We start from the raw sequence: 13,955 nt of genomic DNA on the forward strand, positions 1-13,955 counted from the left end.
GATCATTTCTCCTTATTGTAGGGTCTTCATATAAGCACCCATAAGATTGGCATCCTGCTGATAGTGACAGGCACGAATTGCAGGTAGATAAGGAAATTCTTCTGGATATTCCTTTTGAATGGCCTCTAGTTGCTCCTGAATGGCTTGAATAAAGGCTGGATTCTGGCTGATAGAGCCGCCGATAGCCAGCACTTCTGGTTCTAGGAAATAGGAGATATTTAAAATGCCATAGGCCAGATTGCGTGTCATTTCTTCAATGGCTAATTGACATACCTCATCTCCCTGTTCTGCTAGTTCAAAAATCCGCTTCCCGTTCCAATCTTCCACAGCTTCCTCATACTGACTAGCAACCTGTCTGACCAAACTTCCAGTAGAAGCAAGTTGGGACCAGTTTTTGAGAAGTCCCTTTCCAGTAGCAATCAGCATATAGCCAAATTCGCCACCGAAACCTTGTTTCCCACGGATGAGTTTTCTATCCACAATCAAGGCACCACCGATACCTGTCCCACAGACGACACAGGCAAAGGTCGATAACTGGTCATCAACAGCCAATTCACTCAGACCGACACAATTGGCATCATTTTCCAAATAAACAGGACAGCCATACTGACTTAATAAGTCATACCAAGATACACCATGGATATAAGGAACCGCACTCAACCCCTGGATAACACCTGTTTCAAGGTCTACCGCTCCAGGTATACTGAGGGAAATGGCCTCCAAGCCGTCTACTGGCTGAATAAGACTGTCCATAAGCGCCAATAATTCCGCTAAACTGGCCGGTGTTGGCCATTCCTGTCGATGGTTGATCTGCTTATCTGAACCAATCAGGGCCGCTTTTATACCTGTACCTCCAATATCAAAACAAGCTACTACCATATTCTTTCTCCTTTTCAAGATAGCCAATGACCTCTGTTCGGATTGCCTGAGGTTCAATCCTAACCGGCAAAGCCTCTAATGGTTCTTCTAGCAAATCAACCCCTTCAGTCCACTCGCTCCAGCCTGCTAACTGCTCCTGGCTCATATTGTAATAACGGAGCAGGATGCGGTCCGAAGTTTCTGCCACCTTCAAAGAAGTCACACATAAGCGATCCTCTTCCAGTGCTGGATGGCTCAAAAACTGATGATCACACGGCAGATGCCCACTATGGCTGGTCAGTCGTTTGGTTAGCAGGTGTCCTTGGAAGGCTTGCGCTCTTTGGAAGCTGGCAAAACCTTCCTCTACTGGGCAAATTTCAAGGGCATAGTCCAACTGACATTCCCTCAAACACTGGGCTTCTGGTGTTGGGAAGTAGCCCCAATCTCCTAGTTCTCCGGTCGCACGAAGCAGGGTCAGAGCTATCTTGCCCTTGCCTAGGATTTCATACTCATGTAGGCCCTTACTCGAAACGGTCATGGCTTGTCGGTCATCAGATAGACAAATAAAACTGCGGTGACGCTGAGGATTGGACGGATTTTCCCAGGCTGGATGTGGCTGATTTGGACGTTCAACGACTTCAAAGATGGAATCCGCCAAGTGGTTCTCAGCTTCTATACCAATATCGAAGACTGCTCGTAATCGATGGTCCTTGATTTGATTGTGGAAATTGGTCTGGATGCGAATTTGTGGTTGATGGCGGTAGAGAGTCAGATAGGTGGTAAGGAGCAGGTCTTTCTTTTCCTGACTCCTTTGAGAGGTTCGATGTTTAAATTCTACCAGGCGCTTCTGTTCATCTTCCAGACTTGTTTCCATGGCTACAGGCAGTTGTAAACGATGAATGACCTTGGCAATGCTGACTGCTTCTGTTTGGTAGACAAGACCGAAGTCCTCTATCTGACCATAGATTGGTCGATCACTTTTAGGCGCCATAAAGATGTATTCATTGCCCAAATCTCCACAATCTTCAAACCCTAGCCAATCTTTATAGACTTGACCAGTTCTCTTGTCTTCCAGTAAGAGCTGACCATCCACCACGTCAATACGGTAGTAATCATTCTCAAACTGTTCACTTAAACGGCTATTCAGCCTAGTGTCACCAATCGGCTTGACCTGATAGGTCTGCCATGAAAATGGTGCCTGATTTTCCACTACAAAGCGGACACGAATCTGGCGGGCAAAATTAGCAGAGCGAAAAGCATCTTTTGGTAAATCGTAGCGGAAGTTGACACCTAGATCTTCAATGGTAGCTTCTACCTCTTGGCCTTGACTGGTAAAGAGGCCCAAGGCTGGCAGAGAAATAGCTGCCATGGATTGAAAGTGTTGTTCTAACTGCCCATCTCGGAAATCCTCCTGTTCAACCACCAAATCAAGCTCTACTAGCTGGGTTTGTCGGCAAGCTGTAGTATTGAAGACCGTAAATAGTAAGCCGTCTAATTGGCTAGAATCCACCTGCTTTTCCCACCTGTCTAGGGAGCGCTGGGTCAGGAAATGAGCAACTTGCTTGACCTTCTTAAAGCGGGTTTCCATCTCACTATGCACCTGGTCTACGCTACAACCACAGATGCTATCATGGGGGGCATTCTGCAACAAGAGTTTCCAGGCATAGCGCAACTCATCTCTGGGCACCTTATCTCCTGTCATCACCACCAAGGGTTCTACAACTTGTTCCAAAAGCTGACTGGCTTGGTCATTGGCCTGCTTGAGATAGATTCTCGAAGAGGCCGTATTAGCCAAGGTGTACCAGCCATCTGTTTCCTGGCTAGTCAATTCTCCCTTGACACGGCTTAGGTCTACTGGCAATTCCTCCTTGACAGCTGCAATATATTCTTCAAAGCTTGAATGAACAAAGTCTATATCTGGGTACAGTTTTCGGGCCAGTCGTAATGCTTGGCTGAGATTTTTCTGTACAGGCTGGTGATCACAGCCATTCATCAGCAGATAGTGGGAGGTTGAAGCGTATTTGCGGACATCTGCCAATTTTTTCTCCCAGAAAACACACGCTTCCTCCTCATCAACTGGGATTTCATTGCCATTGCTGTACCAGTTAGCAAATAAAATTCCCAGAACCTGACTGCCATCTGCCCCCTCCCAAATCATCTCCGAGAAAGTGGACTGAAATTGGTCATCTCCCAGAACCTGATTATCAAAGCCAACTGGTTTGACCCCACGACCAAACAAGGCCACATCTATACCAGCCTGACGCAGTAGCTGAGGAGCCTGCCCCATATTTCCAAAAGTATCTGGATAGTAGCCAATCTTCGGAGCCCGTCCCCACTTCTTACTTTCCAAGTGGCCCAGAAGGGTATTGCGCATATTGGCCTCGCTGGTGATGAGGTAATCATCCTGCAAGATGTAAAAGGGTCCAATAATCAGCCGACCGTCTTGAATGTATTTCTTCAATAATTCTCGATTCTGCGGACGAATTTCCAGATAGTCATCTAGAACAATGGTCTGACCATCCAAATGAAAACTCCGAAACTCAGGATCTGTTTCAAATAAGTCAAATAGGTCATCAAATAGCTCTACTAAGCGCATCCGATGTTCTTCCAAAGGAAGATACCACTCCCTATCCCAGTGGCTATGTGAAATAATATGAACCGTTTCTTTTCCCATTTTATTCCTCCGGTCGTATATCATAATAATCTAAAACCAATTCGCAAAACATCATATTTGCCCAGGAGAACCACTCTCTAGAGTAAAGCGTCGGATCATCCACATGGAAACTCTCATGCATCAGTCCTGTACCGCCATCACAGGCCACCATGGTATCCAATAAGCGCGCTTTTTCTTCCTTGTCATCCGTCGTCAATCCTTGAATAGCCAAGGCAATCGGCCAAATATAGCGATAGAAGGTATGACTGGAACCAAGACCCGCAGCATAGTCGCCCTCGTAGTAATAGGGATTTTCTTGACTTAAAATAGTCCGACGGGTTGCCAAATAGATAGGATCATCTTTGGAACAATATCCTAGATAGGGAGCCGCCAACAAGCTAGGGACATTGGGATCATCCATGATCGACTGATTGCCCAATCCGTCCACTTCATAGGCAAAAATAGTTTCTCCCGCCTGATTCTTGGTCAGCCCGAAGGTCCGAATCCCCTGGTCAATTTCCTGCGCCAACTGTCTGGCACCTTCAGCCAACTCTGAGAATTCCTCACTGGCAAACTGCTCTGCTATTTCCCCTAAATAGCCCAAGACGACGACCGCAAACATATTTGAGGGGATGAGATAAGGGTAGATACAGGCATCATCACTTGGACGAAAACCAGACCAGGTCATCCCTGTATAGGCGCAGGGAGCCCCTTTCCCTTGGTGCGTGAGGGTATCCTCTAGCCGGTCAGTATCCCGTTCAAAGCTATAAGGGGAGTTTTCATGGTGCTGCTCCAATTTCCAGAGTTGAACAATTTTTTCAGCTGCCCCAAAGAAGGTCTGGTTAAAATGGCTGGTTTCCCCTGTCGCTTTCCAAAGTAGATAGGCTAGTTGAAGGGGGTAGCAGAGGGAATCCACTTCATATTTCCGCTCCCAAATCCAGGGACCCATCTGAGTGTGGTCGGTCTGGTGCCCCCGTCCATTGGCTGCCTGATTAAAGGCATTGGCATAAGGATCCATCAAAATAAAGGCCATTTGTCGCTCTACCAGACCTACAATCATCTGGCGCAAGGTCGCATCTTTGCCTGCTAGGGCTAGATAGGGTTTGACCTGGGCTGTCGAGTCCCTCAACCACATGGCTGGAATGTCCCCTGTTAAGATAAATGTAGTCCCATCTTCCAACTGACTAATGGTCCTATCAAGCGTATCCGTATAACACCTTTCAAATACACTCCCCCAACTTGGGCGATCTGCTGTTTTCTTCTGAATGTCCGTTAGCCAGTTCTCTATGATTTCTTTTGTGTAAAACATGATTTCTCCTTTTCATCCTTTGCTCAGACTTCTTCCAACCTCTATCTGGCAAGTCCATATCATTTTCATTGGACACAAGGTTCCTAGTATCAGTCTATACAATTCCAAATGCAAATCCTATACACAAATTAAACGCATTTTTACACAAATATTGCCAGTTTTAGAAAACGCTTTCTTTTTGCTCGCTTTCTCTATATAATAAGGAGACACCACTTATTATCAATATCGTCTTTTAGTTTACTTTTAGTACTAGGCAACGAGCCACAGGCATAACTAGAGTTAGGCAAGGCGAGTTAACGAAGTAATAAAAGTCAACTAAATGAAGATAAAATAAAAAAGAAAAGGATAACCTATGCATACCTCCATCGTTTCAACCATTGACACCCGCTATGGTACTTATAACTCACATGCCTTTTCAAATGGAAATACCCTACCATTGACAGGGGTCCCTTTCGGCATGAATTATTTTGCTCCCCAGACCAGCGACCAGACTGGAAACTGGTGGTTCAATCCCTATGAACCTGTCTATCAGGGCATTCGCTTGACCCATCAACCCAGTCCTTGGTTGGGAGATTTTGCCTCCCTCCTATTGACGCCTGTCACAGGCGAATTAAGCCGAGATAGCCTCTTTCACCGTCAATCTAGCTACCAACTGGAACAGGCTGTTTTCCGACCTGACCTTCTTCAATTACAATCCAACCGCTATCGCTTGATAAGCCGTTTAGCTCCCAGCCGATACGGAGCCAGTTTTGAGATAGCGTCTTTTGCTAACCAGCCTGTCGGAATAGTCTTCTATTCATCTGGAAAATCCATTTATCGACTGCTCAATCCTCATCAATTGCTCATTCAGATTTTTCAGGTCAGCGCCTGCCAATCCCCTGATTTCTGCATGTATGCTCTCCTAGAATTTGAAGAGGAAATAACAGAATGTTACCATCTGGTCAAGGATCGCAAGATAGCTAAAACGGAAGTGGTGGGAGAAGATTTGCATCTTCGCATCAACTTCTCAAACACTTCTATCAAGGGGCGTTTGGCTACCTCCTTTATCAGCCCTGAGCAGGCCACCTTTCTATTGAAAGATGTACCTGACTTCCCCCAAGCCCAAACACAAGCAGAAAGCAACTGGAACCAACTACTGGGCCGTGTTCAGATTCGTGACAAAAAAACAGAAGACATCAATTTCTTCTACCACTGCCTCTATCGTTGCCTACTTTACCCACAGACTTTCTATGAACCCAGTCCTGATGGACAAGCCATTCATTTTGACCCCATCAGCAATCAGGCCAAACTAGGCAAATTTTTCACCAACAATGGCTACTGGGACACCTTCCGTTCCTCCTATCCCCTGCTGGCACTTATCTACCCAGACTATTTGGAAGAGTTTCTCCACGGCATTCTCCAACACTATCGAGATACTGGATTTTTACCCAAATGGCTATCGCCAGACGAGCGCGGTATCATGCCAGGAACTCTTGTAGATGGAGTCATTGCTGATGCGGCCTGCAAGGGACTTGTTCCTGATTTGATGGAAGATTTTCTCCAGGCCATGATTGAAACCAGTCAAAAGACCGATGCGGATCAACGTTACGGTCGCCATGGCAGTCACATTTACCGTCAACTAAACTATCTTCCTCTTGATTTCAACGAATCTGTTAGCCATTCTCTTGATTATGCCTACAGTGATTGGGCTATCAGCCAAGTAGCAGAAAAACTGGGGAAGGACCAACTGGCTAAGCAATACGCTCAAATGAGCCTGGGCTACCGACAGCTGTTCGATGACCAAACAGGGTACATACGCGCCAAGGATAGACAGAAACAATTCCGAGCAGACTTTTCCCCTCTAAGCTGGGGAAGAGACTATGCCGAATGTTCTGCCCTACAAGCAACCCTGTCCGTCTTTCATGACATCGATGGACTGATCGAATTGATGGGCGGAAAAGAAGCCTTTACCACCTACCTCATCCAACTGTGCAATCAGGAAGCTTATTTCTCACCTGAACAGTACGGCTACGAAATCCACGAAATGTCGGAAATGGCGCAAGTCAATCTCGGTCAGCTTGCTATTTCAAACCAACCGAGCTTCCATATCCCTTACCTTTTCCAATGGTCTACCAAACCAGAATACACTAGTCTACTCATTCACAAAATCAGACAAACAGCTTTCAAGACAGGTTTTCAAGCCTATCCAGGTGACGAGGATAATGGTAGCCTTTCAGCCTGGTACATTTTCTCCTGTCTAGGCTTCTATCCTGTCTGTCCTGGAAAAGCTGACTACCAAATCGGACTACCGCATTTTAAGGAAGTAGACTTGCTACTTGCAGATCAACACAAGCTGACCATTTCTACTCCAAAGAGCGATGCAAATTTCCAGTTTGTCAAGCAAGTTTCATTAGACACACAAGTCATCCAAACCATCAAGCATGATCAGTTAGTGACAGCTAAGTGTCTGGAATTTGACCTATCTATACTTCCAAGCATAGAGGCATACTCTTAGAATAATAAATAGTCAGGGAGCAAACCCTGACTATTTATTTTATTCACCTTGTTTTCTGAGCTTAGCTAACTGAGATAGGCCAGCCAGAGCCATACCAACTAACCCAAGAAGGACATACTTCTCCTGATAGGTATCACCAGTTTGTGGAAGACCGCTCTTCTGCAGAGAAGCATCTCTGATCTGCTTTTCAACCTGCGGGCTATTTTCTACCATTAAAGTCTTCTCCTGCTGGATAGGCAAACCGCTGCCGACCTCTACTATTTTCGGCTGACTCTCATTAGCAACTGTTCGTGAATACAGCTCGCGACGGCCATCACTATAGACTAGGTGAGCTACCATCATTTGACCATCCGCCCCCTCCTGAACAATTCGCTCTTTGCCCAGTGGCAAATCAGTGCTGATCCGTTTGATGACTTGTCTCGGCACCAGCTCATAGGTCAAATCCATCCTCGGTTTTTCAGGAGCTAGTAAATTCTTAGACTCCATCGAATCTCTTGTACCGACATGCGTTACCAGACTAGACTGTTCAAACAAATCAGTCCATTCATTGAGCAGCTCCTTCATCTCATCTGGACGAATACTATCTGAACCCAAAATTTTCTCAGTTTTTTCAAGTAAAGAACTCAGCTCAGAAGAATTTATAGGCGTATCTATTCCTTTCACCTCTTGGATTAGCTGATTGAGACGCCCAAGATCTGCTTGGTAAAGTTTCTCCCCATCCAGCTCTCCTAACTGTTTCTCTAAAAGAGTTTGAACGGCTTCAACCTGCTCGACTGTCCGATTGGTATCTGCTACCACAGACTGAGCTTCTTCCAAGGCAGTTTGCAAGGCAAGTTGTGTCTGCTCACTAGAATAGAGATAGGCTGTTTGGGTTTGTAGAGCCTCAATTTCTGCTATTTTCTGCTTTAGATACTCATCATTGACGATTGGCTTCGGTGAAACAAGGACATCAAATGAAGTCTCCAAACCAGCATACCGCAAACCTAGGCTCTGACGCCCCTCTTTACGGGAATCGAAACCAACAATTTCTACTCCAGCTTCTGTCAAAGAGAAGGACTGAGTTGACTCATCGTCATAGATAATAGCAAATCGACCATTTGTAACATCCAAATCATCTCCTACAACATACTGCACTTTTGGTAACTGTTGGATTTCTAGACCGACTGCTTTTTTCTCACCTTGGGCTATATCTTCAACAACATATACCGTCAGTGGCTGAGCAAGTGTTTCGCCTAGATAGGAAACGGTCAATGTTTGTTCACCTAATTTTTGCGGATCATATCCCCTTACTGTAACTGCCGGATTTGTGGTATTCACCCGTTCAGCAGGCCAATCTCCTTCAAAAGCTACACGGAATTGTGCTCCTGCAAGCGATAAAGGACTACCTTGTCGGTAAACTTTTTTCTCTAGGGGAGCTATCCATTCCATCGCTTTCACGACTTTTTCACCTTGCGGTACGCGAATGGCCAATAGATTGCTCCAATCCTTTCCTTCCTCCAGAGTACGGTAGTAAATGAACTCAGGCAGGGACTTAAAGCGAATCGGGTCGAATATAAGATTTCCTGACTCTGTCGATTCCAATTCTGCCAGTGGTTTTACGGCATCTGGACTAGAATAAAGCGCTATTTTCCGATTGGCAGGGACATCCTTGAAACCTACTTGAATCTGATGATTACCGAGATGGCGAGCAACAGCATGGGTCATCGGAATATTTGGTGTCTCCATGTCCAATTCTTCATACATACGCCAATTATAAATACGAATGGCCTTCCAAGGAGTACCATTATCAGAAGTCAAGACATCCAAACGCCATTCCTGCGCTCGAATTGGCTTGTCCAATACGATGTCTGTTACATGATCACGATTGCCACGAACTTCTTTGGCTAACACCCAATCACCATTCTTATTTTTATAATAGAGATCAAAATCCTTGGTGTTCATTAAGCCATCATTGACCGATTCACCACCTGCACCAGCATGATCCATAGCCCATCGCACGACTGTCCGAGGTTGGGTCAAACGAATATCTACATGGCCACTCAACTGATGGGAAGACCATTTATCTGACAGACTGGTGATGGTCCCATTCAACATGCCCTCAATGCCTTCTCCACCTTCTTTTTTAGCAAAACTTGAACCGATGACTTCTGCTCCGAGAACAATATTTTCTGCCAATGGTTTAGGAAGGCTAGTATCTTTCACCGTCATTTCCCAATCAAAGATAAACTCCCCTGCTTCCGAACGCAAACCGTTTTTCCCAACGGCATGAACTTTCAAAGCTTGGGTTCGACCTTCTGCCTGAGCAGAACGAACTAGCTGAGGGAGGTAAATCCTTGTATTAGAAGAACCTGTCAGCAATTTCCACTGTCCGTCAACTTGCGCATAGACTTCATAATAGTCTGCATCATCTGTCCCTGTAAAGCTAATCACAGCTTCAGCATCTTGGGCATTCTTCAATCGCTTAGCAAGGACTTGCCCATCTTTCGGTGCAGTAGGTGAATTTTCTTGGTCATAAATAGCCAACTGCCCTAAACGAAAATCAAAATCCGACAGCGCTGCTTCATTTTCAACAACCACTTGGATACCGTACACTGTCTTTCCTGCCAGACTAGATAAATCAAAAGTCTGATCTTGCCAATCTCCTGATAGTTTAAGCAAGCGCCACGCTTCTTTATTAGCAAATTGATAATCTGGTTCAAGCGCTAGAGCTAGGGAGATATTTGCACCTTGCCCTCCTTTGTGCGCAACCCTTAAACGACTTGTTTCTGATAGAGGAATCTTGGTGGAATACAACTTAACTTCCTGCTTGCCATTTTTTTCCAAATCGCCTGTAAAACGAAGAGAGTTGCCCCCATTATAGGCATCATCAAAATCATAAGCCGCAGCAAGCTTTTCACCACTTGCTTCAATCCACCACCGCCAGGTTGGTAAAATACCAGACACAGAGCGATAATTCCATTCCCCATCTTTGGCAACCTTACCATCTACAAACCATTTTTTCCCGTGCCCTGTATTAAAGGAACTATTGAAATTACTGCTTGTAATAGCCGTCTTATCCGCAATGAGATTGGCCAAGCCATACCAATTTTTATCCGAAGGTTTCTGCTTGGTTGGATCACCTTGATAGCCTGTAAAGAAGATATTCTCATTCTCATGATAATCCTCACCCGTCGCACCCAAACTTGTAATGGTATCTGGCGCAAACAGACCGAGTGATAATTTCAATTTCCCATTTTCATCAAACAGAGCATCCCAGTTAATTTGCGTTTTGTAAGAGCCTCCCCGTTGCAATTCAAATCCAGCAAAAATATCAAATGGATCTCGACCGATTCGTTTCGCCACTTCGATTGAATAGTTATTTTTCGCCCGTGTCCAGTTAAAATTCGCAAAGAAACGATCCGCAGGGACCTTGTCTCCTTCCTTTTCCATAAACGGATAGTTGTACTCACCCAAACCATCTTCGTGATAGCGACCATATTCGTAGGTCATGGCATCATACCAAGAATACGTAATCGGATAACCAATCGATTCTGCATATTCCTTGGTATAGAGCATGAAGTTTCTCATTGTTTCCCCTAGTGGTTGAACCATGCTTCCTGTAGTCTCTTGATTAATGAAATAACCATCGAAACCATAGTATTTTGCCATATCTACCAATTTACGAGCAACAGGAAAACTTCCATCAGGATCCTGTCTCATAGAAGCCACAAACTTCTCTTGGTCTTCAATACTACTGGACCAATTGTAGAAAATCGTTCCCAAAACAGGCACACCATTGCGGTGTCCAGCATCAATAACGTCTGGGCTAGGAATCAAGCCTTCCCAAAATACCATTGAATCAATATACTGCCAGTAATCAAAAGCATAGGCTTTAAACTCTTCTCCCCCAACAGAGGCATGGTCTTTCGCCTTAGAGTTGGTATTTGAAAGAGCTTCTACCTTTGCATTCTCATTGGCTCTCTCATTGACGACATGCCCTCTAAAGCGCTCAACCAACTCTACAGAAGCACGGTTCAAATCATCATCTGGACGAGCACCCGGCTCCCAGGCAAGCACCTGATCCCAGTTATCAAACTTAATCTCTTTCGGACGAATTCCTTGATCCTCTACCTGAGGAAAATCAGAAAGCAACAGACCAAAATCCGAAGAATCTACCTCTTTATCTTCCGCTTCCTCTGTGTCCTCTAGTTTATTTTCTGGATTATCAGACGGAGTTGAAGGCAGTTTTTCTTCTCTACTATCTGATACAGATACTTCTCCATTCAACTCTTCGGTCACCGCTTTCTCATCTGCTGAAATTGGTGATATTCCTTCCTCAGCTTCGGTCTTTTCCACATGTTCGTTCCCTACCGAAGAGAGCTCAACAGCTGGCTCTGACAAGCTGTCCACATTTTCTAGCTGGTCCGCAGAAACCTGTGTCCCAAATAAGGTCGCACCAATCAAAACAGAACAGGCACCTATTGTAAATTTTCGAATACCGAATCGCTCACGTTTGTCGAAATCACATTTTGTCATATTTTCCTCCTACACAATTCTAGTGCTACAGCTATTCTCAATTTACTCCTTTCCAGATCATAGTTGGCACATGCTACCTTTGATAGAACAGCTATCACACGAAGTTTATCAGGTTTTATTAATTCCATTGTACAGAGGAAAAATATGACCTTCAAGCCCTCATGGTCCCCTTCTTTAAATCAGATAAAAAGAACTTTAGTTTAGAGAAAACAAAAAAGAGGAAGTTTCCCTCCTCATTGTCTTAGTTAATTATTTTCTACAAACTCAATACACCAGCCCACCAGTTCATCCAGGCGTTCCATCTGCTCGGTCATGTGCAAATAGCCCAAAACCGCCTCAAAACCTGTGGACATTCGATAGGTGACCACATCCGCATTCTTAGCCTTGGTGTGGCTATTGGCATTACGCCCCCGCTTGTAGATTTCTTCCTCTTTTTCGGTCAATAGCTGAGCTTCTAAGAGGGCAGAAATCAGGCTTGCCTGAGCCTTAGCCGAGACGTATTTGTTAGCCTCACCGTGCAATTTATTAGGCTTGGTCAGCCCCTTGAAAATCAAGTGCCGTCTGATATACATGGAATAGACAGCATCCCCTTCAAAAGCCAGGGCAATACCGTTGATGAGATTGACATCTACTGCCTTAGTCACGTGTCCACCTCACACCATCCTTGGTATCCAAGAGCTTGATGCCCTGGGCTGCCAATTCATCACGAATGCGGTCAGCCGTCGCAAAATCCCGATTGGCACGCGCTGCTTGACGTTCTTCTATTAATGCTTCAATCTCGCTGTCCAAGACTTCTTCTTCAAAGACAATGCCGAACACTTGCAGCATATTTCCAAAGGCTTCTTTTACAGTTTCATCGTAGTTACCTGAGTTGATCCATTTGGCAAAGTCAAAGATAGCCGTAATCCCATTTGCCGCATTGAAATCATCGTCCATGGCCGCTTCAAAGGCTGCCAAATGCAATTCAATACCTGACTTATCCACAGAGTTTTGCACAGGTTGTGTATAAGTATTTTTTAGATATTTAAGATTGATTTCCGCATCTGAAATAGCCTTCTCAGTGTAGTTGAGTGGACGGCGATAGTGCTGGGTCGATAGGAAGAATCGCAAGACCTGACCGTCAATTTGCTCCAACATATCATGGGCTGTCAGGAAATTGCCCAAGGACTTGGACATCTTCTCATCATTGATATTGAGCATGGCATTGTGCATCCAGTAGTTGGCAAAGGTTTGCCCTGTTTTGCACTCAGACTGAGCGATCTCATTGGTATGGTGAGGAAACTCCAAGTCTGCACCGCCACCATGAATGTCAATAGTATCTCCCAAAAGCTCTGTCGCCATAACCGAGCACTCGATATGCCAACCTGGACGACCTGCCCCCCAGGGACTTTCCCAAGACACTTCACCTGGCTTGGCAGATTTCCAAAGAGCGAAATCAAAGGGATGCTCTTTCAGTTGACCTTCACCCTCAACACGACCAGAAGCCCCAGCTTCTAAGTCTGACAGGGTTTTATTGGCCAAACGAGCATAGTTTTCCGCCTTTTCCACTCGGAAATAAACATCGCCAGCCGCTTCATAGGCGTAACCCTTGTCAATCAAGACCTGCACAAAATCAATGATTTTATCCATATAGTCGATAACGCGAGGATTTTTGGTTGCAGGCTCGACACCCAGCTTTGCCACATCTTCCTTGAAGGCTGCAATAAACTTATCGGACAGTTCCTTGGTTGTCATGCCAGCTTCATTAGCAGCTTTGATAATCTTGTCATCCACATCCGTAAAGTTGGAGATGTAGTTCACATCAAAGCCACGGTATATAAAATAGCGGCGGATGGTATCAAAAGCCACGACACTACGGGCATTGCCGATATGGATATAATTGTAAACCGTCGGACCGCAGACATACATCTTTACCTTACCCTCTTCCAAGGGCACAAAGTCACGCAAACTGCGGGTCATGGTATCATAAATTTTAATCATAGTTTCTCCATTACTTCTGAGTATTCTTTAGGACTTGATACTTTTGATACAATTTTACTAGCCAATAAGCTGTCACTGCCAGCCAAATCATCCCTAGCTGCCAGTTTCCTTGGGAAAACTTAAGGATAGATAGAATTGTTCCAGCG

7 protein-coding genes are annotated in these 13,955 nt (G+C 45.0%); 1 reads left to right on the forward strand and 6 read right to left on the reverse strand.

Going from position 1 to position 13,955, the window contains the following annotated elements:
* Positions 1-12: 12 nt before the first annotated feature.
* Genes K5Q34_RS05295 through K5Q34_RS05305 form a run of 3 tightly spaced genes read right to left on the reverse strand, consistent with a single transcriptional unit; the run spans position 13 to position 4,820 of the window.
* Positions 13-879 (reverse strand): ROK family protein, encoded by an 867-nt coding sequence (locus tag K5Q34_RS05295; RefSeq protein ID WP_221864630.1) that lies wholly within the window; start codon positions 877-879, stop codon positions 13-15.
* Complete coding sequence (locus K5Q34_RS05300) at positions 860-3,532, reverse strand: alpha-mannosidase (RefSeq protein WP_221864631.1); 2,673 nt, start codon at positions 3,530-3,532, stop codon at positions 860-862. Before K5Q34_RS05300 ends, K5Q34_RS05295 begins: the two co-directional genes overlap by 20 nt.
* Position 3,533: 1 nt before the next feature.
* A complete protein-coding gene (locus tag K5Q34_RS05305) occupies positions 3,534-4,820 on the reverse strand; it encodes a glycoside hydrolase family 125 protein (protein WP_172115508.1) in 1,287 nt (428 codons plus the stop codon).
* Positions 4,821-5,172: 352 nt separating this feature from the next.
* Between K5Q34_RS05305 and K5Q34_RS05310 the strand changes: the two genes are divergently transcribed.
* Positions 5,173-7,314 carry a GH92 family glycosyl hydrolase gene (locus K5Q34_RS05310; protein ID WP_105183600.1) on the forward strand — a complete coding sequence of 714 codons (2,142 nt, stop codon included), beginning with the start codon at positions 5,173-5,175 and terminating at the stop codon, positions 7,312-7,314.
* A gap of 39 nt (positions 7,315-7,353) precedes the next feature.
* On the opposite strand, the gene K5Q34_RS05315 is transcribed toward K5Q34_RS05310, so the two are convergent.
* The 3 genes from K5Q34_RS05315 to cysS form a co-directional block, all read right to left on the reverse strand.
* Positions 7,354-11,829 carry an endo-beta-N-acetylglucosaminidase gene (locus K5Q34_RS05315; RefSeq protein WP_221864632.1) on the reverse strand — a complete coding sequence of 1,492 codons (4,476 nt, stop codon included), beginning with the start codon at positions 11,827-11,829 and terminating at the stop codon, positions 7,354-7,356.
* A 245-nt stretch (positions 11,830-12,074) separates the two neighbouring features.
* Positions 12,075-12,473 carry a Mini-ribonuclease 3 gene (locus tag K5Q34_RS05320; RefSeq protein WP_024407940.1) on the reverse strand — a complete coding sequence of 133 codons (399 nt, stop codon included), beginning with the start codon at positions 12,471-12,473 and terminating at the stop codon, positions 12,075-12,077.
* Positions 12,466-13,809, reverse strand: coding sequence for a cysteine--tRNA ligase (gene cysS / locus K5Q34_RS05325; RefSeq protein WP_172115504.1), 1,344 nt, complete (start codon positions 13,807-13,809; stop codon positions 12,466-12,468). Before cysS ends, K5Q34_RS05320 begins: the two co-directional genes overlap by 8 nt.
* Positions 13,810-13,955 lie beyond the last annotated feature (146 nt).

This window comes from Streptococcus sp. 2018110, from assembly GCF_019754115.1.
Lineage (GTDB): Bacteria > Bacillota > Bacilli > Lactobacillales > Streptococcaceae > Streptococcus > Streptococcus hashimotonensis.

Excerpts from the sequence above, each read along its gene's own strand:
- K5Q34_RS05295 (WP_221864630.1), bottom strand. The coding sequence starts at position 879 with ATGGTAGTAGCTTGTTTTGATATTGGAGGTACAGGTATAAAAGCGGCC.
- K5Q34_RS05300 (WP_221864631.1), bottom strand. The coding sequence starts at position 3,532 with ATGGGAAAAGAAACGGTTCATATTATTTCACATAGCCACTGGGATAGG.
- K5Q34_RS05305 (WP_172115508.1), bottom strand. The coding sequence starts at position 4,820 with ATGTTTTACACAAAAGAAATCATAGAGAACTGGCTAACGGACATTCAG.
- K5Q34_RS05310 (WP_105183600.1), top strand. The coding sequence starts at position 5,173 with ATGCATACCTCCATCGTTTCAACCATTGACACCCGCTATGGTACTTAT.
- K5Q34_RS05315 (WP_221864632.1), bottom strand. The coding sequence starts at position 11,829 with ATGACAAAATGTGATTTCGACAAACGTGAGCGATTCGGTATTCGAAAA.
- cysS (WP_172115504.1), bottom strand. The coding sequence starts at position 13,809 with ATGATTAAAATTTATGATACCATGACCCGCAGTTTGCGTGACTTTGTG.